The sequence below is a fragment of the Micromonospora sp. NPDC002717 genome (assembly GCF_040295705.1).
GTDB lineage: Bacteria > Actinomycetota > Actinomycetes > Mycobacteriales > Micromonosporaceae > Micromonospora.
The window spans coordinates 112,137-137,623 of sequence record NZ_JBEOVW010000006.1 but is presented as its reverse complement, the minus strand read 5'-3'; the positions used below and the strand labels follow the sequence as shown (position 1 = coordinate 137,623).

The 25,487-nt window shown below is 68.5% G+C and carries 25 protein-coding genes and 2 pseudogenes; 13 read left to right on the top strand and 14 right to left on the bottom strand.

Going from position 1 to position 25,487, the window contains the following annotated elements; all coding sequences use genetic code 11:
• Positions 1–60: 60 nt before the first annotated feature.
• From ABT006_RS11540 to ABT006_RS35090, 3 genes are all read left to right on the top strand, one after another.
• A complete protein-coding gene (locus ABT006_RS11540; RefSeq protein ID WP_350705341.1) occupies positions 61–981 on the top strand; it encodes a cyclase family protein in 921 nt (306 codons plus the stop codon).
• Between the two features lie 329 nt (positions 982–1,310).
• A complete protein-coding gene (locus ABT006_RS11535; RefSeq protein WP_350705339.1) occupies positions 1,311–2,162 on the top strand; it encodes a GNAT family N-acetyltransferase in 852 nt (283 codons plus the stop codon).
• Positions 2,163–2,430: 268 nt separating this feature from the next.
• Positions 2,431–2,682, top strand: a complete 252-nt coding sequence (locus tag ABT006_RS35090) for a hypothetical protein (RefSeq protein ID WP_502890910.1) — start codon at positions 2,431–2,433, stop codon at positions 2,680–2,682.
• A gap of 107 nt (positions 2,683–2,789) precedes the next feature.
• Here the strand turns inward: ABT006_RS35090 and ABT006_RS11525 are convergent, their stop codons facing one another.
• The gene (locus tag ABT006_RS11525; RefSeq protein WP_350705337.1) at positions 2,790–5,192 is read right to left on the bottom strand and encodes a hypothetical protein; all 2,403 of its coding nucleotides are present in this window, start codon (positions 5,190–5,192) and stop codon (positions 2,790–2,792) included.
• Between the two features lie 172 nt (positions 5,193–5,364).
• On the opposite strand from ABT006_RS11525, the gene ABT006_RS11520 reads away from it, so the two are divergent.
• The 6 genes from ABT006_RS11520 to ABT006_RS11495 all read left to right on the top strand — a co-directional run bounded on the left by ABT006_RS11520 (position 5,365) and on the right by ABT006_RS11495 (position 12,834).
• On the top strand, positions 5,365–6,408 hold the full coding sequence (locus tag ABT006_RS11520; RefSeq protein WP_350705335.1) for a LacI family DNA-binding transcriptional regulator: 1,044 nt from the start codon (positions 5,365–5,367) through the stop codon (positions 6,406–6,408).
• Positions 6,405–8,000 carry an FAD-dependent oxidoreductase gene (locus ABT006_RS11515; RefSeq protein ID WP_350705333.1) on the top strand — a complete coding sequence of 532 codons (1,596 nt, stop codon included), beginning with the start codon at positions 6,405–6,407 and terminating at the stop codon, positions 7,998–8,000. Before ABT006_RS11520 ends, ABT006_RS11515 begins: the two co-directional genes overlap by 4 nt.
• 14 nt (positions 8,001–8,014) lie before the next feature.
• Positions 8,015–9,289 carry an ABC transporter substrate-binding protein gene (locus ABT006_RS11510; RefSeq protein ID WP_350705331.1) on the top strand — a complete coding sequence of 425 codons (1,275 nt, stop codon included), beginning with the start codon at positions 8,015–8,017 and terminating at the stop codon, positions 9,287–9,289.
• The gene (locus ABT006_RS11505; RefSeq protein ID WP_350705329.1) at positions 9,286–10,245 is read left to right on the top strand and encodes a carbohydrate ABC transporter permease; all 960 of its coding nucleotides are present in this window, start codon (positions 9,286–9,288) and stop codon (positions 10,243–10,245) included. The genes ABT006_RS11510 and ABT006_RS11505 overlap by 4 nt, the downstream gene beginning before the upstream one ends.
• Positions 10,235–11,098 carry a carbohydrate ABC transporter permease gene (locus ABT006_RS11500; RefSeq protein ID WP_350705328.1) on the top strand — a complete coding sequence of 288 codons (864 nt, stop codon included), beginning with the start codon at positions 10,235–10,237 and terminating at the stop codon, positions 11,096–11,098. The genes ABT006_RS11505 and ABT006_RS11500 overlap by 11 nt, the downstream gene beginning before the upstream one ends.
• A gap of 107 nt (positions 11,099–11,205) precedes the next feature.
• The gene (locus ABT006_RS11495; protein ID WP_502890922.1) at positions 11,206–12,834 is read left to right on the top strand and encodes a glycoside hydrolase family 13 protein; all 1,629 of its coding nucleotides are present in this window, start codon (positions 11,206–11,208) and stop codon (positions 12,832–12,834) included.
• Positions 12,835–12,900: 66 nt separating this feature from the next.
• Here the strand turns inward: ABT006_RS11495 and ABT006_RS11490 are convergent, their stop codons facing one another.
• The 4 genes and pseudogenes from ABT006_RS11490 to ABT006_RS11475 form a co-directional block, all read right to left on the bottom strand.
• The gene (locus tag ABT006_RS11490; protein WP_350705326.1) at positions 12,901–13,515 is read right to left on the bottom strand and encodes a TMEM175 family protein; all 615 of its coding nucleotides are present in this window, start codon (positions 13,513–13,515) and stop codon (positions 12,901–12,903) included.
• Between the two features lie 169 nt (positions 13,516–13,684).
• Positions 13,685–14,341, bottom strand: coding sequence for a DUF2278 family protein (locus tag ABT006_RS11485; RefSeq protein WP_350705324.1), 657 nt, complete (start codon positions 14,339–14,341; stop codon positions 13,685–13,687).
• A gap of 163 nt (positions 14,342–14,504) precedes the next feature.
• Positions 14,505–14,831, bottom strand: a pseudogene (locus ABT006_RS11480) (hypothetical protein); the annotation flags it as partial.
• A gap of 331 nt (positions 14,832–15,162) precedes the next feature.
• Positions 15,163–15,591 (bottom strand): DUF4259 domain-containing protein, encoded by a 429-nt coding sequence (locus ABT006_RS11475; protein ID WP_350705322.1) that lies wholly within the window; start codon positions 15,589–15,591, stop codon positions 15,163–15,165.
• A 233-nt stretch (positions 15,592–15,824) separates the two neighbouring features.
• Here ABT006_RS11475 and ABT006_RS11470 point away from each other — a divergent pair, with 233 nt between their 5' ends.
• Complete coding sequence (locus ABT006_RS11470) at positions 15,825–16,391, top strand: sugar O-acetyltransferase (protein ID WP_350705320.1); 567 nt, start codon at positions 15,825–15,827, stop codon at positions 16,389–16,391.
• A gap of 173 nt (positions 16,392–16,564) precedes the next feature.
• Here ABT006_RS11470 and ABT006_RS11465 read toward each other — a convergent pair.
• Positions 16,565–16,724 (bottom strand): annotated as a pseudogene (locus ABT006_RS11465) (IS5/IS1182 family transposase); the annotation flags it as partial.
• 152 nt (positions 16,725–16,876) lie between these two features.
• Here ABT006_RS11465 and ABT006_RS11460 point away from each other — a divergent pair.
• Entirely contained in the window at positions 16,877–18,205 is a 1,329-nt protein-coding gene (locus ABT006_RS11460) for an AraC-like ligand-binding domain-containing protein (protein WP_350705319.1), read from the top strand.
• Here the strand turns inward: ABT006_RS11460 and ABT006_RS11455 are convergent.
• From ABT006_RS11455 to ABT006_RS11430, 6 genes are all read right to left on the bottom strand, one after another.
• Positions 18,171–18,854 carry a dihydrofolate reductase family protein gene (locus ABT006_RS11455; protein ID WP_350705317.1) on the bottom strand — a complete coding sequence of 228 codons (684 nt, stop codon included), beginning with the start codon at positions 18,852–18,854 and terminating at the stop codon, positions 18,171–18,173. The two genes, ABT006_RS11460 and ABT006_RS11455, sit on opposite strands and share 35 nt — an antisense overlap.
• A 423-nt stretch (positions 18,855–19,277) precedes the next feature.
• Positions 19,278–19,640 carry a YbaB/EbfC family nucleoid-associated protein gene (locus ABT006_RS11450; protein WP_350705315.1) on the bottom strand — a complete coding sequence of 121 codons (363 nt, stop codon included), beginning with the start codon at positions 19,638–19,640 and terminating at the stop codon, positions 19,278–19,280.
• Complete coding sequence (locus tag ABT006_RS11445; protein WP_350705313.1) at positions 19,640–20,053, bottom strand: YbaB/EbfC family nucleoid-associated protein; 414 nt, start codon at positions 20,051–20,053, stop codon at positions 19,640–19,642. The genes ABT006_RS11450 and ABT006_RS11445 overlap by 1 nt, the downstream gene beginning before the upstream one ends.
• Complete coding sequence (locus ABT006_RS11440) at positions 20,050–20,718, bottom strand: hypothetical protein (protein ID WP_350705311.1); 669 nt, start codon at positions 20,716–20,718, stop codon at positions 20,050–20,052. Before ABT006_RS11440 ends, ABT006_RS11445 begins: the two co-directional genes overlap by 4 nt.
• Positions 20,719–20,832: 114 nt before the next feature.
• Positions 20,833–21,135 carry a hypothetical protein gene (locus tag ABT006_RS11435; RefSeq protein WP_350705310.1) on the bottom strand — a complete coding sequence of 101 codons (303 nt, stop codon included), beginning with the start codon at positions 21,133–21,135 and terminating at the stop codon, positions 20,833–20,835.
• Positions 21,136–21,389: 254 nt separating this feature from the next.
• Entirely contained in the window at positions 21,390–21,821 is a 432-nt protein-coding gene (locus tag ABT006_RS11430; RefSeq protein ID WP_350705308.1) for a hypothetical protein, read from the bottom strand.
• Positions 21,822–21,974: 153 nt separating this feature from the next.
• Here ABT006_RS11430 and ABT006_RS11425 point away from each other — a divergent pair, with 153 nt between their 5' ends.
• Positions 21,975–22,859, top strand: a complete 885-nt coding sequence (locus ABT006_RS11425; protein WP_350705306.1) for a S1 family peptidase — start codon at positions 21,975–21,977, stop codon at positions 22,857–22,859.
• On the opposite strand, the gene ABT006_RS35085 is transcribed toward ABT006_RS11425, so the two are convergent.
• Both ABT006_RS35085 and msrB read right to left on the bottom strand, forming a co-directional pair.
• Positions 22,762–23,043: a peptide-methionine (S)-S-oxide reductase gene (locus ABT006_RS35085; RefSeq protein ID WP_502890909.1), complete on the bottom strand. Its 282-nt coding sequence runs from the start codon at positions 23,041–23,043 to the stop codon at positions 22,762–22,764. The genes ABT006_RS11425 and ABT006_RS35085 overlap by 98 nt on opposite strands.
• The gene (msrB, locus tag ABT006_RS11415; RefSeq protein ID WP_350705304.1) at positions 23,040–23,507 is read right to left on the bottom strand and encodes a peptide-methionine (R)-S-oxide reductase MsrB; all 468 of its coding nucleotides are present in this window, start codon (positions 23,505–23,507) and stop codon (positions 23,040–23,042) included. The genes ABT006_RS35085 and msrB overlap by 4 nt, the downstream gene beginning before the upstream one ends.
• A 410-nt stretch (positions 23,508–23,917) precedes the next feature.
• Between msrB and ABT006_RS11405 the strand changes: the two genes are divergently transcribed.
• The gene (locus tag ABT006_RS11405) at positions 23,918–25,180 is read left to right on the top strand and encodes a hypothetical protein (protein ID WP_350705302.1); all 1,263 of its coding nucleotides are present in this window, start codon (positions 23,918–23,920) and stop codon (positions 25,178–25,180) included.
• Positions 25,181–25,487 lie beyond the last annotated feature (307 nt).

Here is a 25,487-nt window from a genome sequence, read left to right as displayed (position 1 = left end):
ATGACCGGAGGAGTCGATGCTGGGATGACGGCAGGGCGACCGATGCCCACACAGGACGACGTGCTCGGATACTTCAACACGCTGTCGAACTGGGGACGGTGGGGCGACGAGGACGAGCTCGGAACCCTGAACCACATCACCGACGACGTCCGGCTGGCGGCGGCGCGGGCCGTGCGCCACGGCAGGAGCGTGTCCTGCGCATGGGAGGTTGTCGTACCGGAAGACATGGAGCGGTCGACGACGACGTGCCCGTGCGCCGCCGACATGCCGGGTGCCGAGAACATGCCGGTTCCCGCCTTCCACGCCGATCGGCGCTGGGGCTTTTCGTCCGAGCGGCTCGGCATCACGTTCCACGGCAACACCATCACCCACGTCGACTCGCCGTGCCACATCTTCTGGGACGGCACGATGTACAACGGGCGGTCGCACTCGTTGGTCGACGCCGCAACGGGATCGGCGTGGGCGGCCGTCACGGCGGCGGCCAACGGGATCATCACGCGCGGTGTCCTGCTGGACATTGCGAGGGTCCGCGATGTGCCGTGGTTGGATCCGGGGCAGGGTGTGTTTCCCGACGATCTCGAGGAGGCCGAGCGTCGCCAGGGTGTACGGGTGCGATCCGGCGATGCGGTACTCCTGCGGACCGGCTATGGACGCGTCCGGCACGAGGCCGGTGAGGCCAGCGGTTTCACGCGGGCCGGCTGGCACGCGTCCTGCCTGCCGTGGCTGCATGAACGCGACGTCGCGCTGATCGGCGCTGACACCCCCCAGGACGTTCAGCCGTCGGGGTACGAAGACGTGTTGATGCCGGTTCACGCCGTGAGTCTCGTCGCGATGGGTCTGTGGCTGCTCGACAACTGCGACCTGGAGGTGTGCGCGACAACGGCTGCCGAGCTCGGCCAGTGGGACTTCCACCTCGCAGTCGCGCCGGTCCGCTTCGCCGGTACGTCCGGCAGCCCGGTCAACCCGATCGCCACATTCTGACCGCGGTTCACGAGGCGGTGCGATGCCATGAACGGCCCGACCCGCACCTGAAACGCGGTCGTGGTCGGTGAGGACACGCCGTGCCGGTCGGGAACCAGGCGGCACGAACGTCTCAAGGCGTGCGCGGCGCGAGGTTGAGTCGGGAGCGGTGGACAGCACGTAGTGCTCGGCGAGCCAGGCCAGCAGTTGCCGGTCGCGCCGGGTCAGCCGGCGCAGGTAGGACAGGACAGCCGGTGAGCCTTGGTGGAACGCCGGCCGCCCTCCACGGCGCCTTCCGCCCGACGACATCGCCTGTCAACCGGCCCCGGGGCTACCGAGGAAGAATTCCGGTGCACAGCGATTACCGCCATGATGCGATGACCTCAATGAACGAAGCAAAGCACCCCGACTGCACTGTTCCCGATCTGCTGGCCGAGATGGAACGGAACCTTGCCGAGCACGCATGTCACCTGCACCGTCACATGCCGGGCTCGACCGTCACGGAGACGGACGACCTCCTGATCGCCGACAGCGGACTGGCCGACGACACGTTCAACATCGTCGCGGCGGCGAGGCTGCGTACGGACACCGCCCGCACCCGGGTCAGGGAGACGGTCCAGGCCCTTGCCGCCACGGGCCGGCCCTTCTCCTGGTGGGTGGGCCCTGTCTCCGCACCGGCACAACTGGCCTCATTGCTCGAGGAAGCCGGTCTCGCGGCGTCGGAGACCGAGACGGGCATGTGGACGGAACTGAACGCGGCACCACCCCGACCGCACCTTCAAGGCCTGGACATCCATCCTGTGACGAACCCCAGGCAGCTCGCCGACTACGCGACCGTCCTCGCCGCCAACTGGGATCCGCCAGCCGCCACTGTGCGCCGCTTCTTCGCCGATGCCGCCGAGTGGGCACTCGCCCCCGGCTGCCCCGCCCGTTACCTGGTCGGCTACGTTGACGGCCACCCGGTCAGCTCGGCCGAGGTCTTCCTGCACGGGAAGGTCGCCGGGATCTACAACATCGCGACCCTGGCGGCTCACCGCCGACGCGGATACGGCGGCGCCATGACCCTGGCGACCCTTCGCACCGCCTACGACGCGGGTTATCGCACGCTGGTCCTGCAGGCGTCCTCGGACGGTGAACCCGTTTACCGCCGCCTCGGTTTCAAGCCGTGCGGCGGATTCACCGAGTACGCCGTCACGCCGTGACGTTTGTTCGGCACGCAGACGCCGAATGCGGCGCCGCTCCCTGGCCACTCCCGGAGCAAGCCCTGATCCCCTGGTTCCAGGTCGACGCTGGCGAGGTGGCCGGCGACCGACCGCTGCCCGTGCAGCCGTTCCTGCGGTGTCCCCAGAAGACGACAGCCTGGGTCGGCACGCTGGACCTCTCCGCGGTGCAGGTCCTGCTGCCGGTTCAGGGGCTCGGCGCCCCGCCGGACAGCAGGACACCAGGTGCGCGGTGGTGGGGAACACGGGCATGGTCACTCCGATCTCGGCGATGAGTTCTTACGCCGAGCGGCGCCCGACGCCGAGGACCCCATCGAACTTGTTCGGGGTGATCGCACTGTCTGTTGTGGGCGGGCAGGGTGTGGCGCTTGTGTTTGTTGATGAGATCGTCGGGTGGTGGGCGGGTCTGGATGATCTGTTGGTGCGGTTCGCGCACCGTTTCGGACGTGCGGAGCCGCGCCGGCAGGCGCTGAGTCACCTGGTCGGGCTGCTGTCGCCCTAGCGAGCAAGAACGGATGGACGCTGGCCGAGGGACCGACGGCCCGGACCTTCACGGTCCGGGCCGTCGGGGTGTCACGGGGTGTCGCTGGCGTCGCGCCCGGGACAGCCTCAGCCGGGCCGGCGCCGCAACTGCCGGCGCCGCCGCGCCCTTTCCTCGGGAACGCGGAGCACGCCCGGCGCGACCCAGGTGCCCGCGTCGTCGCGAGCGCCGACGAGGGCGAGCCCGTAGAAGACGCGCGGTGCGCCATCCAGGACGAGCGACACGGTGCGGCCGGTCGCCGGCAGCTCGGTGACCTGCCCGATGGAGTCGATCTGGCGCACTGAGTCAGCCCTCGTGACAGCCATGATCTCGGTCTTTGTCGGCCACGGGTCGACCCAGACCTCCGGGGCCGGGAAGTACCACCCGCTCGGGTCGTGATCGGGGTTGAGCAGGTAGCCGTCGGCGCGGTTCCACAGCACCGCCGCCTCGCCGTCCGGGGTGTCGAAGAGCAGCCCCTTGGTCTTCGGGTCGGCGAACGTGAGCCACCCGATGAAGTCGGCCCGGTCGAGCAGCCGCGCCGCGTTCGCGTAGGCCAGGAGCGACGGCTTTGCGCTGAGGTCACGGTTCGTCAGGCCGAAGTGGTACTCGACGTTGCCCGGGTCGGCCACCTGCGGGTTGCCGAGGACGCTGTCGTGGAACTGGTACCAGCAGACCCCGCGTACCCCTTCCGCCTTGGCGAGCGCGAGGGTGAGGAAGACGTTCTCCGCCGCGTGCCGGTAGGTGTCGTTCCACCAGGCGTTCGGCCGGGTGCACGCGTACGCCTCGGTCAGCCAGATCTCCTTCTCGCCGTACTCGGCCATGAGTGCCTTGAGTTGCCGCAGGCCGCCGAGGAAGTTCCAGTAGGTTCCCGTGCTTCCCGCGTCCCAGTCGTCACCGTCCGGCACGTAGTCGGGGGTGAAGTTGCCCCGCCCCGGGTGGTAGGCGAAGGCGTCGATGAGGTCCCAGCCACCGCCTGCGTAGAAGTTCTCGAGCCACGGCTTGTCCATGCCCGCCAGGCCGTTGTTCATGATTTTGATCGGCGCCCCGATCGCGGCGGCACGATCCGCCACCGGGCGCAGCGCCTTGTCGATGTAGGCCTGTGCCGCCAGCCCGGTGTTGAACGGGCGATTGAGCTCGTTGCCAACCTCGAAGTAGCCTGCCCCCGCATCGAGCGCCGTCGCCAGGCTGGCCGCGGCCCAGGCTGCTGCCTGCTCGTCGGTGACCTCCAGGGATGGCTGGAGTTCGATGTTGTGGCGCATCCCCCGCTCGTCGAAGGCGCTCGGCGGCAGGCCCGGTCCCCCGGCATACGAGATGCGGACGACACTGACCCCGACGGCTTGCCACAGGTCGAGCAGCGCGTCGGCGGACGGCCGCTGCAGCCACGGATAGTTGGCCATGCCGAACATGCTCGATGCACCCGCCTCGTACGTGTGCGGTTCGAGCACAGCGAGATTCGTGCGGGCGAAGGCCTCGTCCCCTCCTGACGACGCCGTGACCTCACAGACGCAGATGCCTGCGGGCGGGGCCGGGAGGCGGAACGTGTGCTCCCGTGCCGCCCGCGCGGGGACGGCGATCTGCGCGACATCCGCAGCGAGCTGCGCGCCGTTGAAGTCCCGGACCCACCACGTCAGGTTGACGACCCGGTCGCCGGCGCCGCCGTTCGCGACCAGGGCCGTCACCTCCATCGGCTCGCCTCCGGCCTGCCAGATGTTGAAGTCGCGGTTTGTCCACAGCTCGATGCCGAGGTCGCGACCGCGACCGATGGTCGCCGTCGCCGAGGGTCGGGTCGTGCTGAAGAAGAAGTCCGCCTCGCTCCGGAACGTCCCGTCACCCTGGGAAGCTCCTGGCGCGTGGACCCACGTCGAGTTCGTCCAGCCCTGTCGGGAACGCTGCAGGAGGAACATGCCGTGGAGGTTCGCCCACGTCGACACGTGCGCGACGCCCGAGGTCACCTCGTACGGGATGCCGCCCCCGCCGTCTCGCACCCACTCGGTCACCGCGACGTAGTCGTCCGGCTCCGTCGGGCTGAGGATCGCCCGGCTGAAGAGGAACCCCTCAGGCACGAGGGTCTCGGGGCCCGAGATGTGCCACTCGAGGTGTGCGCGGTCGGTCGACACCGACACGAGGGCGTGGACGGCGACCCCGCCCGCCGCCGAGCCGAAGGTGTAGTCCATGCGGATCATCGGCGATCCGTCCGCGCCTTCGACGAGGCTCGGGAGGCCGCCGGTCGACACGTGGATCCCCGTGATCCGGTCCTTGACCTGGAACCGCGACCCCTGCGATCGGACGCTGCCAGCCCCGTCCCGGATCGCGAGGCGCCCACCGGCACTCCCGACGACGCTGATCCCCGCCGCCGACAGCACGATGTCGCCCTCGCTGGCGGCGGCGCTCACCGGGCTCGGCTCGGCCATGAGGAGCACTCCCCCGACGATGGTCGCTCCGAGGAACCCGCGCCGGGTCAGGCCGGGCTGTTGGGGCCGTGGTGACGCCATGGTGGCCTTCCTCTCCCCGGCGAACGCCGGGTGATAATGCGTATTGGCGGATGAGCCGGCGCCATCGTCGACTGCCGGCGGTGGCGCCGTCAAGACTCTTGCGCGACACCGCTGATACGGATTATCTTCACCATCCCCGGATGCAGATACGGATTATCACGGTGGAGACCACATGACGTCCAAGTCCCGCAAGATCACTCAACGCGAGATCGCCCGCATCGCCGGCGTGAGCCAGACAACCGTGTCGACAGTCCTCAACGACCGGGAAGGGTCCACCGCGCGCATCCCTGCGGCGACACGCGCGCGGGTCATGGAGGCGATCGAGCGATCGGCCTACGTCGCCGACCCGGCGGCGCGGCGCCTCGCGGGCCTGGACAACCAGATCATCGGCGTCTTCACGTACGAGCCCGCCCTCTCCCCGGAGAGCATGGACTTCTACGGGCCGCTGCTCAACGGCATCGAGCGCAGCGCCGAGACGCTCGGTTGCGACCTCCTCTTCTTCACCAGCTCCCCGGTCCAAGACGGGAGGCGCAAGCTGTTCCACCGCAGGACTCGCCTGGGGCTCGCGGACGGCTGCATCCTCCTCGGCCAGGAGATGGACGGGGCCGATCTCGATCGACTCGTCGACGAGCGCTTCCCCTTCGTAGCGGTGGGACGCCGGGACGAGACGGACGCTCGGGTCCCGTACGTCGGGATCGACTACGCGGCCCCGACCGTGGACCTCATTGACCGGGCGGTCGGGCTGGGCCACGAACGGGCCGTCTACGTCCACCGCGGTCGCGAGACCGCCACGGCGCGCGACCGGCGGGGGGCCGTGCAGTCCCCCGCCGCCACGCGCCAGATCCGGACGACTCTCATCACCGACGAGGACCTGACCGCCGTGGCCGGGACCGTGCGCGACGCGGGGGCGACGCTCGTCCTCGCCGAGGACGCCTTCCTCGCCGAGGAAGTCGTCCACGTCCTGCAGACCGAGGGCTTCGACGTGCCGAACGCTGTCTCCGTTGCCGCTCTCGCCGAAGTACGAGGGCACCGCATCGGCGAGCGCGCCCTCACCGGTTTCCACGTGCGGCGCAGGCAGGTCGCCGCGGAGGCGCTCGCCCTGCTCCAGCGGCTCATCACCACAGCGCCCGAGGAGTGGGACGCCCTCGACACCCAGCGCCTCCTCAGCGCGGATCTCGAGGCCGGCGAGACCGTCGTCGAACGGCGGCCGGCATGAGGACTCTCACCGCCGACGTCGCGGTCATCGGCGGCGGGCTCGGCGGCGTCGCGGCCGCCCTCGCCGCCCTCCAGCGCGGCATGCGCGTCGTGCTGACCGAGGAACATGAGTGGCTCGGCGGCCAGTTGACGTCCCAGGCCGTCCCGCCCGACGAGCACGTGTGGGTCGAGCAGTTCGGCGTCACCGCCCGCTACCGCTCGCTTCGGGAGGGGATCCGCTCCTACTACCGGTCCTTCTACCCCCTGTCGGAGGAGGCTCGCACAGACCGCACGCTCAACCCCGGCCGGGGACGCGTCAGCGCGCTGTGCCATGAGCCGAGAGTCGCTGTCGCGGTCATCGACCAGCTGCTCGCGCCCTATCGCTCCAGCGGACGACTCGTGCTGGTGCAGCAGGCACGCCCGGTCGACGCGGTCGTCGTCGACGCCACGGTCCGCTCCGTCGTGGTCGCGGACGTTCGGTCCGGAGATCTCACCACCGTAACGGCGCCCTTCGTGCTCGACGCAACGGAGACCGGCGATCTGCTCCCACTGACCAACACCGAGTACGTCGTCGGCGCCGAATCACGGACCGAGACCGGCGAGCCGAGCGCGCCGGAACTGGCCGATGCGAGCAACGTGCAGGCCATTGCCTGGTGCTTCGCGTTCGACCACGCGCCCGGCGACCACACGATCGAGCGCCCGGCCAACTACGACGAGTGGCGTCAGCACGAGCTGCCCTTCTGGGGAGCGCCGATGCTGTCGTTCACCGCCCCGAATCCGCGGACCCTGGAGCCGGAGGCGCGTACGCTCCACGTCAACCCCGAGCAGGACCCGACCGGCGACCCGCGCGTCGACCCGGGCGACCGCGACCTATGGCAGTTCCGCAGGATCGCCTGTCGGCGCAACTTCCGACCCGGCTTCTACGAGAGCGACATCGTTCTGGCCAACTGGCCGCAGCTCGACTACGTCGGCGGCTCGATCATCGACGTCGCCGACCGGGAAAAGCACCTCGCCGCCGCGAAGGCCCAGTCCCAGGCGTACTTCTACTGGCTGCAGACCGAGGCACCGCGACCTGACGGGGGCCGTGGCTGGCCGGGTCTCCGCCTTCGCGGCGACGTCGTGGGCACCGACGACGGCTTCGCCCAGGCCCCGTACATCCGCGAGTCACGACGGATCCGCGCCCACCGGACCATCGTCGAGCAGGACGTCTCCGTCGCCGTCCGCGGTCACGGAGATCCAGCGCGCTTCGAGGCGTCCGTCGGCGTCGGGATGTACCGCATCGACCTTCACCCCTCCACCGGGGGCGACAACTACATCGACGTCGAGTGCGCGCCCTTCGAGATCCCCCTCGGGGCGCTCGTACCCCTGCGCACCACCAACCTCCTGCCCGCAGCGAAGAACATCGGCACGACGCACATCACCAACGGCGCGTACCGGCTGCACCCGGTCGAGTGGAACGTCGGCGAGGCCGCCGGCGAGCTCGCGGCCTTCTGCATCGAGCGATCCGTGCTGCCGGCCGCCGTCCTCGCCGACCAGGCCCTCGTCGCCGAGTTCCAGGCCCGCCTCGTCGAGGCGGGCGTCGAGATCCACTGGCCCCACATCACCGGCTACTAGAGAAGAGAAAGACCATGTTCACCCGAAGGAAGCTTCTCACCGCCCTCACACTCGCGACAGCCGTCGGGCTCGCCGTGTCGGGCTGCTCCGCCGCATCGCCGCAGGCCTCGTCGGCCGCGCCCGGCAGCGTCGACCTCCGTATGACGGTCTGGACGTCGAACAAGGACCAGCTGGCGCTGCTCGACTCGATCGCGCAGTCCTACAAGGCCTCCCGGCCGGCCATCAAGTCGATCACCTTCGACAGCCTCCCCTTCGCCGACTACAACTCGACGCTGACGACACAGATCGCCGGCGGCAACTCCCCGGACCTTGTCTGGATGGGTGACCTGTCGAAGGACCTCATCTCCGCCAAGGCGCTCGTCCCGCTCACCGACCGCCTCAAGGCAACACCGGAGTGGGGCTACGACGACCTCCTCGAAAGCGTCACCGCCGAGTTCTCGGCCGACGGTCAGCTCTTCGCCTACCCGTTCTCGAACTCGCCCTTCGCGCTGTACGTCAACAAGGACCTCCTCGCCCGCGCCGGGCAGAAGCTCGACCCCGCGGGCCTCACGTGGGATCGGGTCTCGGCGACCGGAGCGGCGGTCCATTCGGCGACCGGCAAGGCGGGCTTCGTCGTACGCGACTTCGACTACTCGTCGTGGAACATGTTGGCGACCGTCTGGACGGGCTGGGGCGCCTCGGCATGGTCGGCAGACGGAAATTCGTGCACCTTCAACAGCCCGCAGATGACCGACGCCATGCGCTTCCTCCACGACGCGGCCTTCGTCGACAAGTCGATGCCGGGGCCGGGGACGAAGGTCGACTTCTTCGCCGGCGACGCCGCCTTCACCGTCGCTCAGGTTTCCCGCGCGTCGCTGCTCGACGGTTCCTTCGCCTTCGACGTACTCCCCCTGCCGAAGGGCCCGGCCGGCGCCTACTCGGTGATCGGGCAGGCCGGCGTCGGAGTCCTCGCCTCCAGCCGTCACGTGGACGAGGCGACGAACTTCCTCGCATACCTGACCAACCCCGAGAACGCCCGCCTCCTCGCGCAGTACTTCCCGCCGCCGCGCGCCTCACTGCTCACCGGCGACAAGCTCGCGGAGAACAACAAGAAGCTCTCGGCCGCCCAACTGCAATCCGTCGTCGTCGACCAGCTGCGCGGCGCCGTCACCCTGCCGAACCACACGAACCCGGCCGAGGTCGCCAAGAGGGGCAAGGCTGCTCTCGACGCCCTCTGGACCGAGAACGCCGACGTACCCGCGGTGCTCGGATCAGTCTGCTCCGCCCTCGACCCCGTTCTCGCCAAGTGACGACCGGATCGCTCCGCACGGCCGGGGCGGCGCACGACGCCGCACCGGCCGCGGGGCCACCGCCACGTCGGCGTCCCGGACGCACACGGCGAGGTGAGGGCCTCGTCGGCTACCTCTTCATCGCACCGCAGTTGCTCGGCGTACTCGCCTTCGTCATCGTTCCCGTCGTCCTCGCCGTGTACTACAGCGTCCACGAATGGAACGTCTTCACGGGTCAGCTCACGTTCGTCGGGGGCGACAACTACGCGCAACTGTTCCGGGACCCGCAGCTACCCAGCGTGCTCGGCGCGACCGCCGTTTTCTCCCTCGGCGTCGTTGTCCTCAACATCGCCCTCGGGCTGCTCCTCGCGGTCCTGCTCAACCGGCGCTTCCGCGGCTCTGTGCTCTTCCGGACCCTGTTCTTCTCCCCAGTCGTCGTCTCGGTCGTCGCCTGGACGCTCGTCTGGGGATTCCTCCTCCAGGACAACGGTGGGGTCAACGGGATGCTCACGCTCGTCGGCATCGACGGCCCGAACTGGCTCCAAAAGGGCGACACCGCCATGGCATCCGTCATCGTCACGCAGGTCATCCGCAGCGTCGGCGTCAACATGGTCCTGTTTCTGTCCGCGCTCCAAGGGGTTCCGTCAGAGCTCTACGAAGCGGCCCGCATCGACGGAGCCTCGAACCGGACGATCTTCCGGCGGATCACCCTGCCCCTCATCTCACCGACCCTCCTGCTCACCGCGATCATCACGGTCGTCGGCGCCCTCCAGGCGTTCGCTCAGGTCGCGGTGCTCACGGAGGGCGGCCCCGGCCTGTCGACCACCGTGCTCGTCTACTACGTCTTCCAGCAGGCCTTCGAGTTCAACAACATCGGCTACGGGTCGACCCTCGCGCTCATGCTCGTCAGCTTCGTCATGCTCTTCACGCTGCTCCAGTGGCAGCTACGCCGGAAGTGGGTCTTCTATGAGGCCTGACACCGCCCGACCCGGCCGCGGCGCCCGCTTGATCCGCCGCGCCGTCCTCATCGGCTCGCTCGCCCTGCTCGCCACCCCGTTCGTCATCCCCACCTTGTGGATGGTCACGTCGTCGTTAAAGCCATTGAGCGAGATCTTCAAGACACCACCGACGATGTTCACCGCATCGCCCACGACCGCCTCGTACGCGGAGGTCTTCACCTTCCAACCCTTCGCGAGGCAGTATTTCAACAGCCTTTACATCGCGGCCGCGGTAACCCTCATCACGCTTGTGGCCTCGAGTCTCGCGGGCTACGCCTTCGCCAGAATCCGGTTCGCCGGACGCAATGTCCTGTTCATAGTCGTCCTCACCGGCCTCCTCGTCCCGAGCGAGGTCACCATCGTGCCGCTGTTCCAGATGTTCAAGCAGGTCGGCCTCGTCAACACCCACTGGCCGCTAATCCTCGTGACCGCCCTGGCGGCGCCCTGCGTCCTGGCGACCTTCATCATGAGGCAGTTCTTCATCGCCCTGCCGGTCGAGCTCGAGGAGGCCGCCCGCCTCGACGGCCTACGGCATGCGGGGATCTGGTGGCGCATCAGCCTGCCCCTCGCGCGGCCGGCCCTGTCCGCCGTCGCCATCCTCACGTTCCTCGCTTCGTGGAACCTCTACCTCGAACCCACGGTGTACCTCACATCACCGGAGCTGTTCACCCTGCCCCAGGCCCTGCCGCGCTACACGGACGCCTACGGCGGAGAGATGTGGAGCACCCAGCTCGCGGCAGCCACGTTGTCGGTGGTGCCCATGCTCGTCGTCTTCGTCGCAGCGCAGCGGCACTTCGTCGAGGGCATCGCACACTCCGGGCTGAAGGGCTGACGCGATGGCGGGTATACGAGAAAGCAGGTCGCTCTGTGAGTGATGTCGAAACCCTTGAGTCGAACAAGCCGGCCGCCGGTCCGGCCGGGGTGAGCGCGGCGCGCCCGGTGCCCGCCGAATGGTGGCGTTCCGCCGTCATCTACCAGATCTACCCGCGTAGTTTCGCCGACGGCAACGGTGACGGCATCGGAGATCTGGAGGGCGTCCGCGCACACCTGGGCTACCTGGCCGGCCTCGGCGTCGATGCGATCTGGTTCAACCCCTGGTACGCCTCGCCGCAGGCGGACGCGGGCTACGACGTCGCCGACTACCGATCCATCGACCCGGTCTTCGGCACCCTGGCCGAGGCCGAGGACCTGATCCGCGAGGCGCACGCGCTCGGTATCCGGATCGTCGTCGACGTGGTGCCGAACCACTGCTCGAACGCGCATCCGTGGTTCGTGGAGGCGCTGCACAGCGGGCCGGGTTCGGCCGCGCGCGACCTGTTCTGGTTCCGCGAGGGGCGGGGCGCGGACGGGGAACTGCCGCCCAACGACTGGCAGTCCATCTTCGGCGGTCCGGCCTGGACCCGGACCATCAACCCGGACGGCAGTCCCGGCGAGTGGTATCTGCACCTGTTCGCGCCCGAGCAGCCCGACCTCAACTGGGAGCATCCGAAGGTCCGCGAGGAGTTCGAGGACGTGCTGCGGTTCTGGCTCGACCGCGGGGTGGACGGCATCCGGATCGACTCGGCCGCGCTGCTGATGAAGGACGGCGAGCTCGCCGACTTCGACCCGGACGACCTCCCGGTCCCGCACCCGTACACCGACCGGGACGAGGTACACGACGTGTACCGGGCGTGGCGCGCGATCGCCGACAGCTACCCGGAGCCGCGCGCGCTGATCGGTGAACTCTGGCTGCCGGACGCCGAACGGCTCGCCGCGTACCTTGGCCCGGACGAACTGCACACCGCGTTCAACTTCGCCTTTCTCGGCTGCCCATGGGACGCGAGCGCGCTGCGCCAGGTCATCGACGAGACCCTTGCGCTGCACGCCCCTGTCAACGCCCCGGCAACCTGGGTGCTGTCCAATCACGACGTGCCTCGGCACGTGACTCGCTACGGCCGCGCCGACACGTCGTTCACCCTTCAATACCGCCAGCTCGGCGCGCCCACCGATCGGGCGCTCGGTCTGCGTCGGGCCCGCGCTGCCCTGCTGCTCAATCTGGCGCTGCCCGGCTCGGTCTACCTCTATCAGGGTGAGGAACTCGGCCTCGAGGAGGTGGAGGACATTCCCGCCGCGCTGCGCCAGGACCCGATGTTCTTCCGCACCCACGGCGAGAACCTCGGCCGGGACGGGTGCCGGGTACCCCTCCCGTGGTCGGGCCAGGAGCCGCCGTTCGGCTTCAGTCCGGCCGATGCGGCACGCGAGCCGTGGTTGCCGCAACTGCGCGGGTGGCATGACCGTACCGTCGAGGCACAGACCGGCGACCCCGACTCCATGCTGGCGCTGTACCGTCGCGCGTTGGCCTGCCGGCGCGGGCAGCCGGCGCTCGGCGACGGCCCGTTCGCGTGGCTGCCCGCACCCGATGGGGTCCTCGCCTTCACCCGAGGGGCGCATCGAGCGTTCGCCTGCGTGGTCAACCTGTCGGGCCGCCCGATCGAGTCTCCGGTCGCCGGGACGATCGTGCTCGGCAGCGGACCGTTGGACGAGGGCTGGCTGCCGCCGGACACCGCCGTCTGGGTGGTGCCCGGATAGCGAGACGGGACCGATCGACGGCGTCGACATTCGATCACTCAGCCATCATGATCGGCAGGACAAGACCTAGTCGGGGGTCTCGTGCTGGCGGATCGCACGGTCGATGCGGCGGTCGGGTACGACCCACATGATCGCCACGACGACGAAACACGCCAGGGCTAGCCCAACTCCGACATGTCCGCTCCTGTCGATCAGCAGAGCGCTGAGGATCCCCGCGACGTAGAACACGGGCGAGGTCTTGCCCTTGATGTCAGTGCCAATGGCCCGCCTCAGCACCGACGCCGGCCCCTGCTGCCGAATGATCACTGTCTGGAGCACGAAATATGCGATGGCCGCGCTGAGCAGGTTCAGACCGTAGATGGCGACTGGGATCGGCTCAAACCTTGAGTCGTCGACCCAAGAAGTCGTTAACGGGAACAGCGACAGGCAGAACAGTAGCGCCAAGTTCGCCCACAGTACCCCGCCACTGACCTGCCGTACCAGATGGAACATATGGTGGTGGTTGTTCCAGTAGATGCCGACATAGACGAAGGTGAGGAGATACGTCAGCAGCCCGACGCCGGTCGTACGGGCAAGGTCAGAGAGGTCGTGACCTGCCGGGACTTTGAGCTCCAGCACCGTGATCGTGATGATGATGGCAAGGACGCCGTCACTGAACGCCTCCAGCCGGTTGGTCGGCACCGCACAACCCTCCTTTTTCCTCGGTCACGCGGTCGTGCACCGCGGCCTGGTAAGGGACAAACACAATCACGGCAGGCCCGTGAGGCTAGAGCGACCAGTCGGGGGCGTGCTGCATGTAGAAGCGGGCTCGCTGCACCTCGAGGCGGCCCGCTCCGTCATGGATGACCCACTACCTGGGGTGCCCATCGTCGTTGGTGTCGAACGACTGCGTAGTGAACTTCGAGAGGAACAAGCAATACTGCCCGTCCGGTAGGTACACCACCGTGCCGCCGTCCTGCCACGTGCCGTTCTCGGCGTACCACTGGCTACCCAATGGGTCACCCTGGTTCTGGTGAATGTTGTGCATGCCCAGCCCGCTGGTGAACGGCTCGCCAAAGATCGCGATTCGGGCACCGATCGTGAGGATCGACTCCAGCGCCGTGGCCGCCTCCAGATTCGACCCGGCGCGCCAGGCTCGGACAGCCGAGAGCCGCCCCAGAGAAATCTGTACGGCACGAGACAGCAAGCCGGAGAAGCAGCCTGCGCGGGTCCTCAGAGCGGGATGGCGCATGTAGTCCAGCGCCCCCGAGGTGGGCGTCGTGGCGACAGGGTGGTAGCCGGCAGAGACATCGAAGAGCGCTGGAAGTTGCGCCCGGTCGAGTGTCAGCACCCGCCACTGCACGCCGGTCGCCGACTGCTTGCTGTCCACGTCTACCGCGCACCGATACCGGCCCGCCGGTGCAGTCACCTCAAGGTTGACGTGAAACCACCGCCCCTGATCGTCCGGGGTGTCCCGGCGATGCGATTCCAGCGTCCCGACGAGCACACCGTAGCTGTCGAGCGCCATTACACCAGTATCGGCCACCAGGCGTTCCTGTCGGGTGTCAAAACTGGGAAACCGCCCGTGAAGGTGCCGGTCCAGGGTGTCGGGAATGATTCCTGTGCATGACGTGGGAGCGGGTGCGGGGCAACAAGGGAGGAATCGTCAAGACCTGTGGATGAAGTAGCTGTTATGCGGCCATGGCGTCCGTTGGCCGATCGACGAGTCGGCCGTCGACGAAGACGGCGCCGGCGCGGACCAGGGCGACCAGATGTGGGGCGTTGACCGCCCGCCAGCGGTCCTGAGCGGCCTCGATGAGCTTGACGCCATCGCGCAACCGGCGGCACCGGCTGCCCGGCCCGTTGGTCACGCGGGTGCGATGCAGCACGGTGGCGAACGTCGACTCGATCGGGTTCGAGGTGCGCGGGTGCACCCAGTGCTCGACCGGGTAGTCGTAGAAGCTCAGCAGAACGTCGAGGTCGTGAGTGATCTTCGCGGCGGCCTTGACGAACTTGGCGTTCGCCGAAGAGGCCCGGAGCACCTGCAGTACCCAGACGCCTGCTGACCGGCGAACCGAACGCCCACGCCCCTGCCAGAAGCCGACAGCCCGACGGACCGTCCCAGTTCGAAACGGACATGCGGCATGACGCCCGGTTTGCAGCGCGCAGCCCACGCGTAGACCGCCGACCCCCAACGTGCACATGCCCTCTGACCGGCCCATTCGATCTCGTCAGGTTCGGACAGATGCAGCCGCGATTCGCCAGACCTCACACCCCGCTGGCTAGTGCCTCGTGTGGCCCCCAGTCGTCGCGTGTGTCCTGGCAGAAGCGTACGCTGAGTCTCGTCGCTCAGATTTCGAAGAGCGTCTCACGCTGCGGCGGGTCGAGGACGTTCCGTAGCGCGATGATGTTCCGGCGCCACTGCGATCCATTCGAGGCGTCGCGCCATTCGGGGGCGCGCCAGGCAGACGCTGCGAGGACGTTATCGAGGGCGTCGATGGCCAGCTGCTTCAGCGAGCTCGGGAACTGCGGCATCGGCGTGGACGGGCCGTAGATGGGGCAGGTCGCTCTGCCTCCTGGGCATTGCGCAGCAACAAGAGCGGCCGCGGCTACGGCCCTCGGTGCATGCCACATATCGATGTCGTCGTGAGCCGTAACCACACGGTCGAGCACGCTGCCGACCATCTCGATGCGTACGTCCACCGTCGCGGCGTCCAGGTCGTCGGCGAAGTCGGCGGCGTCGTCGTTGTCGAATGGGCCTACGCCCCAGAAGCCCAAAGCCGCCACCTCCAACTGGCACTTTCGCGATCTTCGACCAGCGCGGTGCTAGTCGTCAACCTACAAGCCTCTCGGCACGACCGGGCGCCGGTCGCGCAGACGACTGTGACGCTGCGTAGCGGCTGCTCCGCGGCAGATCCGGGCGTTCGATTGGAACCCGCTATCAAGGAGTGCCGTGTTCCCTGCCGGTGGGTCGTCACCGGGTCTCTGACTCGCTGTGCCAGCATCGCCTCGTGCGCAACGAGCATCGCCTACGAACACGGACGCCCGAGTCACGAGCCTTCGCGGAGCGCGTACAACTCGTCATGAACCTGACCGCGCGCCTCAACGTGCTGCCGTTTGACGACCTCGACGCGCGCAGGATGGTCCTGACCGAGATCTTCGGCGAACCGATCCCAGACTCTCTGTCCATCCTGCCCCCGTTCTATTGCGACTACGGGCTTGGAGCATCGTTCGGAGAGCGCGTGTTCATCAATCAGGGATGCTTCTTCCTCGACTACGGGGGCATCACCATCGGTGACCGCGTCATGATCGGTCCCCGAGTGACTCTGAGCACGGCCGGACACCCCGTCGAACTCGACGAACGGTACGACTTCATCACGCACGCGCCCATCGTCATCGAGGATGACGTGTGGATCGGCGCCGCAGCCACGATCACCCCTGGAGTGACAATCGGTCGCGGCTCGGTCGTCGGCGCGGGCGCCGTTGTCGCGAAGGACGTGCCGCCGCTGAGTGTGGTGACGGCAACAAGCGTTGTCGAGCGAAAGCGCCTGAAGCCGACGTCTCCTGCAACCTCCTGAGGCCTGCGCCTCACCCGCGCATATCGGCAGTTCAGGAAGCTCGCTCGGCTGAAGGCTGTCTCGTAACTGGGTGAAGGCGTTGCCTGTAGCCGGGTTGGTGGTCACCAGGTCAGAGCGATGTTGTGCAGGTGGGCGATGCCGGAAGCGGTGTCGGTCAATGTTCGGGCGGCGCGGCGGTAGTCGCGCAGGACCGCGAGGCGGTGGTCTCGGGTCGGGATGAGGGTGCCGTCGACGATCGCGATCTGGTCTACCGGGCGCCGGGCGGACCGGGGCCAGGGCCAGCAGTGGGCCGAGGGTGTCGATGACCCGGTGGGCGGCAACCTGCGCCATTCCGGGGAGAGTGAGAATTGCTGGGTCGAAACCAAGTCCATGACCGACCGGACCGGTGCCGAGCCGGGCGACACCCGCTGACGATCGTGGTCGCTGCGACGCCGATTTCGTCCGCCGGCCGCTACCGTTACGGCACGAGTCAGGGAGGTCTATCAGTGCTCACGGTCGTCAGAACCGCGGACACACCGGCAGCCGAGCGGCGCGAACGGTGGCGGTCCATCGTCTGCGACACCCTCGGCCCGCTGGACATGCGGATCGACCCGGATGTGCCGTTGCACGGTGAAATCACGACCGGCCAGCTGGGCGACGTGGGCGTGGCGAATGTCCGTACCAGCACGCCCCATGGTGTCCACCGAACGCCCGGCCTGATTCGCAAGGGCGACGCGGACCTGTACCGTGTGGTACTGCCGATCAGCGGCCACCCGCGCCTGACCCAGGACGGCCGGGAGACGGTCCTCGCCCCCGACACGTTCGGCGTCTACGACTTCAGCCGCCCGTACGATCTGGTCTACACCGACGCGGTGGAGCTGGCAGTGATCGGGTTTCCGCGCGGGCTGCTCCCGGTCCGGCCGGGCATGGTTGCCGGGCTCACCGCGACGGCGGTGCCCGCAACCGGGGTCGGCGGACTGCTCGCCCCGATGTTGGGTCGCATCGCCCGGGAAGTCGGCCAGTACGATCCGACCACCGCGGCACGGCTGGCACCGATCCTGCTCGACCTGCTGGGCACCGCGCTCGCCGAGTACACCGGGTATCCCGACCCGGTCGAGTCGTCACAGCAGGCACTGCTGTTCCAGGTGAAGGCCTTCATCGAGCAGCACCTGGGGAACAGCGACCTCACGCCCGCGGTGATCGCCGCAGCACACCACGTCTCGCTGCGCCAACTGCACCGGCTGTTCGCTCCGGAGCAGACCTCGGTCGGTGCCTGGATCCGCCAGCGGCGCCTCGACCGTTGCCGCAAGGACCTCGCCGATCCGGCACAGAGCGGCGTGGCGGTCGGCGCCGTCGCGGCCCGGTGGGGTCTATCCGACGCAGCGCACTTCAGCCGGCTGTTCCGGGCCGCCTTCGGCGTGCCACCCAGCGACTACCGGCGCATGTCGCTCAACCCTGTCGCCGCCAGTCAACTCTCGGCGCGGTGCTCGCTGCCGCACCGGCAACCGGCAGGTGCGCTCCTCGCTCCGCCGCGCCGAACCGCGGTTCGGTGGACGCGTCGACATGAGGAAGGTGCCCGTCGACCACTACCGGACCGTCGGCCTGCGGGTGGTTCACGTCCATGCGGGTATCGGGGCCAGCAGGTAGTCGGCCCGGAGCCGGCGGCAGGACGCCGCACACAGGCGGTCGAAGGCGTTCGTGCCGCCGGCTCATTCGTACCCGTGGGTGACGCTCCGCCGCCCCGGGCCAAGCCGGCCGGCTCCGAACGTGGTGACGCTTTCGCTTCACCGGCGACGTCGTTCAGGCCGCCGCCGCAGCCGCGTCCTGCTCGTTGACCGGTGCGTAGGTCAGGACCACGACGCCGGACTGGAAGGTGGCGGTATCCAGCAGCCGGAACGACGCCATCCCGTCACCGCCGGCGAACAGGCGCGTGCCGTCCCCGATCACGACCGGGTAGGTCACCAGGCGGATCTCGTCAATCAACCCGTGTGGCAGCAGCCGGGTGACGAGCGCGTTGCTGCCGAAGACGAGCAGATCCCCGTTCAGGTCGGTCTTCACCTTCCCGATCCGGGCGGCCGGGTCGTCGGCGATGACGGTCGTGTTGTTCCAGGTGGGCTCGTCCAGGGTGGTGGACACCACGTACTTGGGCATCGTGTTCATCTTGCCGGCGTAGCCCGCTTCGTCGGTCATGTTCGGCCAGGACGCGGCGAACCCTTCGTACGTGACGCGGCCGAGCAGCAACGCCTCGGCGTCGTGCAACTGGCGCAGGCCCTGCTCCATCGAGTCGGCACTTGCGAACTGGAACGCCCAGCGATCCGGTCGCTCAATGACACCGTCCAGTGTCGTGAACATCGAGACGACGAGCTTACCCATAACGGTCCTCCGAGACAGTTGGCGCGTGTAGCGGGGTGACGGCACAAGTTTGCTCGCCGACGCCGGTCGAGTCTTGGACGTGCGCGCCAACGACTTGACCGACCGCGCCACATCGCGACCGTCCTCGGGGCCGGCAGTCGACCTGGCACCACTCCCTACCGGACGAACGACCTCGGCCCCGTCCGCGGAGGCTGGCGGTCCTTGTCCAGACGTCGCCATGCAACAAGGAAGACCTCAGCGACAACATCGCCGACGTCAGACGCGACGAGCCGCCGAGCGACGTACCGCCACACGTCACCGTGATGACGCTCGTACAGCTCGGTGAACCGCTCCTTCGCAGCGTTCATCGCACCTCCGCGGCTCGGCCAGATTTCCGACGGCGGCGTCTGGCGCCACGTAGGCCGTAGCCAGGTCAAACGCAATCGGGAGGCGACCGAGCTCGGTGAGGCCGGGATGGTCGATCGGTCGTCGCGGCCGCAATCCGGCGGCCGTCTGAATGCTCGTGGACCGCGCCGTCCCGCAGACGGGTGCGGCTCAGCGCCCGGGCTGGAAGCGGGACAGCAGTTGGCCGGGGTCGCGCACGACGTCACCGACCGCGAACCCGCCGATGGACGTTCCGTCGAGCAGTTGCGCCCGCGCGTCATCGGCCCGCAGCTCGGCGGCGCGGATCGTCTGCGTCACCAGTTCGCCGAGCGTGAGGTTGTCGACGGTCCGTTTCGCCCGCCTGTCGATCCAGATCTCCAGCAGCTCCTTCGCCCCGGACACCCGGACGGTGACCTCGCCGTCCGGGGAGGTGGCCTCGTACTCGGCATGCGGCGCCCGTTCGGCGAACTCGGCGGCCCGGGTCATCGCCGCCACCATGTCGCCGCAGATGCGGCGCAACGATTCGACGTCCATCACCGGATTCGCTCGACGGCGAGTCGCAACTGGTCGAACGCCTCGTTCAGGTCCATGGGCGGCGGGATGTCCGCGTCGCCGGAGATCCCGGCCAGGCGCTGGGTCAGCCGCTCGCCCATGCTGGTACGGGCTGCGGCGATCGCCTCCTGGCAGGCTGCGCCGAGCTCCGTGGCGTCGAGCGCGGCCATCGCCTGCGGGCTGATGTAGACGTGTTCGACCCGGTAGTCGCCGGTGACGCGGGCGGCGACCAGCCCCAGGCTGTCGCAGCCCTCGGCCGACTCGTCGGTCAGCGCCGCGATCTCGGCGGCGAAGCCGTCAACCGTCTCGGTGACGCGCCGCATCGACTCCCCGGTGTAGCCCTGCCGCTGAGCCTCCCGCGCCGAGCCGCCGATCGTCCCCATCCAATCCGTCACTGCTGCTTCTCCCACTCCTGCGGCTTCGAGATCACGATCCGAACCGGTTCGGGCAGGGTGAGGCTGCCCGCGTCGATCTGCCCGTCCTTCTCGCCGAGCTTGTTGGCCAGCGCGTCGTACGCGTCGCTCACGGTCTTGGAAGTCGACCAGAGCACCGCGACGAACGAAACGAACAGGCCGATCAGGCCGGCGACGAAGGCGGCCCAGGCCGCGAATATCGCCATCTTCACCGCGGGCGAGGCCGGGCCGGAGGCGTTCGCCGCCATGGCCGCGACCGCCGCGCTGGCGGCGGCGACAAGGTAGGAGGCGATGACGCCCGTCACGCCGGCGCCCATCTGGAAGCAGGCGGAGTCCATCAACGCGCAGGTCTCGGAAAGTCTCTTCAGGATCGGCTGCAACTCGCCGGTCACGAACCCGTTGAACTCGTTGGCCGCGCTGTCCTGCCAGCGGCTCTTCGCCTCGGCAATCCTGCTCTCCAGGTCGCCGTGCATGCGGTCGTAGGCGTTCTTGAGCTCGCCCCACGAGCCCGAACTGCGGAACCACGCTTCGGGATCGACCACGTTGGGCAGGACCAACGCGTGTCCGACGGTGAACGTCGCCGCCGACGCGGCGATCGCATCCGGAAGGAAGGACGCGGCCAACACTCCGTTGACGTCGAACAGCACGGCCTGCCAGGCCTTGCTGTCGTCAGCGTCGTCGTCCAGCAGTTGTGTGCCCTCTTGCACGGGCCCCTCCCCTGTCAAGTACTCGTGGTCCGAATCTCAAGCCCCGCCGAACTCTTAACCGTCGCGGTAGCTGAATCCGCTGCCCTGCTGCTCTTCCATCTCCTCGTAGTGGGCAGCGACCCGGGTGAGCGCGACGCCGATGGTGTCGAAGATCTTTCCCATGGCGACGGTGACGTCCTCGACGCCGGAGCGCACCTGCTCGTAGTCCGTCGGCGCGCCCACCGCGTACGCCGGGAACACCTCGGAGGGAAGGGCCAGCCCGAGCAGCACCTGCCTGGTGTCCCGGTCCAGTTGGTCGGAGTGCTTGGTGAACGCCTCACCCAGCCCCCGCAGGGATGTGATGTGTATCGATGGCATGCCGCGCTTCCTTGATCATCGCCTGCCGGGGCAGCTTGGTAGTGATCTTCTCTGGGCCGGACGGGTGCCAGGATAGGGACGCGTGGTCGTCGCGAGCGCTGGTCCGGCCTGTCCGAATGTGGCCATGGCCGCAGCCGGACAGCTCGGCAGACCCCTCCGCCGAGGCCGACCGCGTTGCATACGCCCTGACATCCGTCCACCGACGGCAAGGCGAGTTGGCCCAGGGCCCGCGGTACCGCTACGCGAGCGCGGGGTCAGGTCCCACCGCGCAATCTCGGACAGCGGATGGTCCTGCCGCAGGGTGGCGGACCACCCTGAGTCCGACCAGACAGCCGCAGCGCTTCGGCAGGCCACCGGCCAACGGGGAGTCCCGCACGGGGAAAGCCGCTCAGGGCGATGTCGGCCTCGACGAACACCTTCGCGACCGTCTCAGCCGCCCGGTCCTCCGGCACGGCGTCGTGGATGAAACGTACCGAGACGTCGTCGATCCCGCGGAAGTTGGAGCTGTCGATTCTGAGTTGCCGTTCCAGCATCACGCCCAGGCGGTGCTCGGAGTAGGAGCTGGCGGGCTCGCCGGAATCACCAACCGTCCTCGTCCCGGTCGCGCCGCAGATTCTGGTCCTGGCACCGAAGGTGGCCGCTCGGTGATCACGGTCAGCCCGGGCGCGGCCTTGGACCTTGTTCATTCGTGACGATGCATCTTGCGTATTGATTGATGCACTCCGATACTGACGAAAGCGTGTCAGGAGGACGACATCGACTGACCAGCCGATGCGTCACCTAACGGCGTCTCACAGGGCCAACACCCATCTGGCCCTATCACCTCCGAGGAGGAGACAGTGAGCCTCAAACCCTCGCCATCCCGCCGCCACATCCTCCGATCCAAGCTGCTCGCCGTAAGCGTCGGTATGCTCGCCACCGCCGCCTTCGCGCCGGCGACGGCCGCAGCGGCCTCCCCCCAGGACTACAGCGCCAGTCAGCTCGCCACCGTGAACGACGCGGTGCAACGATCGGGCGTCGAAGGCATCGCCTGGCATGTGGACGAGGCGTCCGGCCGCGTCGTCGTGACCGCCGACAGCACCGTCTCCCGTGCCGAGATCGCGAAGATCAAGCAGAGCGCCGGAGACAAGGCTGGTGCGATCCGGATCGAGCGCGCCCCAGGCGTCTTCACCCCCCTGCTGTCCGCCGGTAACGCCATCTACGGCGGCGGGTACCGCTGCTCGCTCGGCTTCAACGTCGTCAGCGGCAGCACCTACTACTTCCTGACCGCCGGGCACTGCGGGGACGTGGCCGACACCTGGTACACCAACTCCAGCCAAACCACGCTCATCGGCCCGACCGTCGGCTCCAGCTTCCCGGGCAACGACTACGCGCTGGTGCGCTACGACAACACCTCGCTGACCCACCCCGGCGGGTTCACCGTCGCGGACGCCTTCGTCGGTGAGTCCGTCACGCGCACCGGGTCGACCACCGGCACCCACAGGGGTACGGTCACCGCGTTGAACGTCTCGGTCCGCTACGTCGGCAAGGGCGGCGGCACCGTTAGCGGCATGATCCAGACGACCGTCTGCGCCGAGCCGGGCGACTCCGGCGGCCCGCTCTACGACGGCACCAAGGCGCTCGGCATCACCTCTGGCGGCAGCGGTGACTGCCGCTCCGGCGGCACCACCTTCTACCAGCCTGTACGCGAAGCAGCCAACGCGTACGGCGTGACCGTCTACTGATCCACCAGACGAACGGAAGGGCCCCGGCCACGGCCGGGGCCCTTCTCCGATAGGTCGCGTTCGGCACGTCCCCGCCGGCGGATCCGACTCTGGTGGCGAGCACGCCGGCGCGTTTTCGCATGAGGTCCTGCATTCCCCAGAAACAGCCGCCAGCCAGGATCGCCTTCTCAGCCGTGTCGGTCACCGCTTCGCTCCGCCGTCCGGGTGCTCAAACACTTTGCGGTACTCGCCATAGCCTTCATGCTCGAGGTCGTCGCGCCGAATGAACCGAAGTGCGGCTGAGTTCATGCAGTAACGCAACCCGCCAGTCTCCGCGGGACCATCGTCAAACACATGGCCGAGGTGGCTCTCCCCGTGTGCCGACCGGACCTCGGTGCGGACCACGCCGAGGCTCGAGTCCTGGACCTCGACCACGTTTCTCGGCTCGATCGGCATGGTAAAAGTCGGCCAGCCGGTACCGCTGTCGTACTTGTCAACAGAAGCGAACAGGGGTTCACCGGACACGACATCGACGTAGATACCCTGCTCCTTGTTGTCCCAATAGGCGTTGTCGAAGGCTGGCTCCGTCCCGCCTTCCTGAGTGACTCGGTACTGCTCCGCCGACAGTCGAGAAATTGCCTCGGGGTTCTTGCGATACTCGTGTGACACCGTTGTTCCTCTCGGATGGGTCGCCGGCAAGAAACGGCCGGGTTCAACTGGCCTCCACACGCGTCGCGAGGGCGTACCCCGTCCTGGGGCTGACTAACGCGGTCGCTCTCGGCGGTCTTCTCCAACTGCGGAGAGTCGGCCTTGACGGAGTGGACCTCCCAGGGCTCGTTGCCAGGGCCACGTACCCAGACCTTGTCCTGGAGGGCGTAGCAGCACCCGGTGTTGCTCTCCTCCAGGGGGGGGTGATCAGGCGCTGAACACCTCGACGCCAGGTGGTGATGAAAGGATGGGCTCATCGCCGTACACGGTTCGCTCGCCCCGGCCGACGCCCGTGAGCGTCCCCACCTGCCCCGGCGTCCGGGGCGACGCCCCCACCCGCACGCCGGTATGCACGACGGGGAACATAGGGCATGCTCGAATGCCTTGATGACATCGAGTGGCGGCGGCTCGGCCACGCCTACGGGGCGGCCGACGACGTGCCCGGCCAGATCCGCGCCCTGCGATCGCCCGATCCGGCTGAACGAGACAACGCCCTCGGCACCCTGTACACCAACATCTTCCACCAGGGCAGCCGGTACCAGGCGAGCGCCTACGCAGTGCCGTTCCTGCTGGAACTGCTCGCCGACCCCGCCACTCCGGACCCGGCGGCAATACTCGCCCTGCTGACCTCCCTGGCGGTCGGCTACGACGAGAACTTCCTGCCGGACGGCTTCCCGGTGACCGACTACCGCCGGGCCGCCGAAGGCGGGCGAGAGCTGCTCGCCGCCAAGCCACCCCCCTGGACCGGCGAGGACGAGGCGAAGAAGGAGTACGTCGAGTACGCGTACGTCCAGTCCCTGACCGCCAAGGAGCAGAACCGGCTGTGGTCCTACATCGAACTGGCGGTGTACGACGCGGTACGGGCCGGGGTGCCGCTGTTCCGTAGCCTGCTGGGCCACCCTGATCCGGGGGTGCGAACCGGGGCGGCGCACGCCCTCGCCTGGTTCCCGGAGGAGGCCACCGGTAGCCTGCCCACGCTTGCCCACGCGATCGCGGCCAGACTGGAGCCCGACCTGGCGGAGGTCGTACCGGAGCCCGCGACGGTGGCCACCATGCTGGTGGCCTCCGGGTTGCTTGGCGCCGCGCCAGACGTCCGGTTGCTGGCCGACCCGCACCCGCTGGTCCGCTGGGCCGCCGCGATCGGGCGGGCCCGGGTTCTGGGTGCGGAGGCCGACGAGGCGACCGTTGACGAGCTGTTGGCCTGGACGGCCGTCCCGCCCGATGACACGGTGAACCCGCCGGCGGACGCGGGGTGGGTGCCGTTCCTCAATGGAGATCTGGGTGGGTACGCCGGACTCGCCCTGCGGCAGCTCGGCCCCCAGCACACGGACCGCGCCCTCGACGCGCTGCTCCGCCGGCTGCCCACCGTCAGCGGCGACCAGTCGTTGACAGTGCTGGGAGTGGCGTTGCGCCTCGCGTTCCCGGATGGGCCGCTGCCGGCGGCGACGCCCGCTGCGGCGTTGGCGCCGCGACAACGACGGCTCGTCGAGGTGCTGAGCCGGTCACCGAATCCCTGGCTGATCGACGGGCAGGACTTCGGCAACGTCGCCATGCTCGTTGACGAGTACGGGCTGCCGGACAGCCGCGAGGCGCTGCTCGCGTACTGCACGGGATCGTCCGGGGTGCCCCGGTGATGCGATTCCAGCGTCCCGACGGGCACACCGTAGTTTCACTTGACGTGGGCCGGGTTCTGGGCGGAGCCCCGAGGCCTTCACGCGGTGGGGCCGACAGCGAGCGGCGAGCCAACCCCACTGGCTCGCGCCCGCTGCGCCGTGCGGGCCGCCCTACCGTCCGGCGGCCGTCAGCTCGTCGACGCCAGGGAAGTCCCCCGACGATCTGCCGTACCGGCTCGTGATGCCGCCGCGTCACGCGCACGTAGACGTTCATGGTCGTGGTCACGCTGGCGTGCCCGGCCATCGTCCGTACCGCCGCAAGGCCTGG

Coding starts and splice junctions, on each gene's coding strand:
- ABT006_RS11435 (WP_350705310.1), bottom strand. CDS start 21,135: ATGCCATCGATACACATCACATCCCTGCGGGGGCTGGGTGAGGCGTTC.
- ABT006_RS35090 (WP_502890910.1), top strand. CDS start 2,431: ATGGTCACTCCGATCTCGGCGATGAGTTCTTACGCCGAGCGGCGCCCG.
- ABT006_RS11500 (WP_350705328.1), top strand. CDS start 10,235: ATGAGGCCTGACACCGCCCGACCCGGCCGCGGCGCCCGCTTGATCCGC.
- ABT006_RS11485 (WP_350705324.1), bottom strand. CDS start 14,341: ATGGCGCTCGACAGCTACGGTGTGCTCGTCGGGACGCTGGAATCGCAT.
- ABT006_RS11510 (WP_350705331.1), top strand. CDS start 8,015: ATGTTCACCCGAAGGAAGCTTCTCACCGCCCTCACACTCGCGACAGCC.
- ABT006_RS11450 (WP_350705315.1), bottom strand. CDS start 19,640: ATGGACGTCGAATCGTTGCGCCGCATCTGCGGCGACATGGTGGCGGCG.
- ABT006_RS11520 (WP_350705335.1), top strand. CDS start 5,365: ATGACGTCCAAGTCCCGCAAGATCACTCAACGCGAGATCGCCCGCATC.
- ABT006_RS11515 (WP_350705333.1), top strand. CDS start 6,405: ATGAGGACTCTCACCGCCGACGTCGCGGTCATCGGCGGCGGGCTCGGC.
- ABT006_RS11525 (WP_350705337.1), bottom strand. CDS start 5,192: ATGGCGTCACCACGGCCCCAACAGCCCGGCCTGACCCGGCGCGGGTTC.
- ABT006_RS11405 (WP_350705302.1), top strand. CDS start 23,918: ATGCTCGAATGCCTTGATGACATCGAGTGGCGGCGGCTCGGCCACGCC.
- ABT006_RS11430 (WP_350705308.1), bottom strand. CDS start 21,821: ATGAACAAGGTCCAAGGCCGCGCCCGGGCTGACCGTGATCACCGAGCG.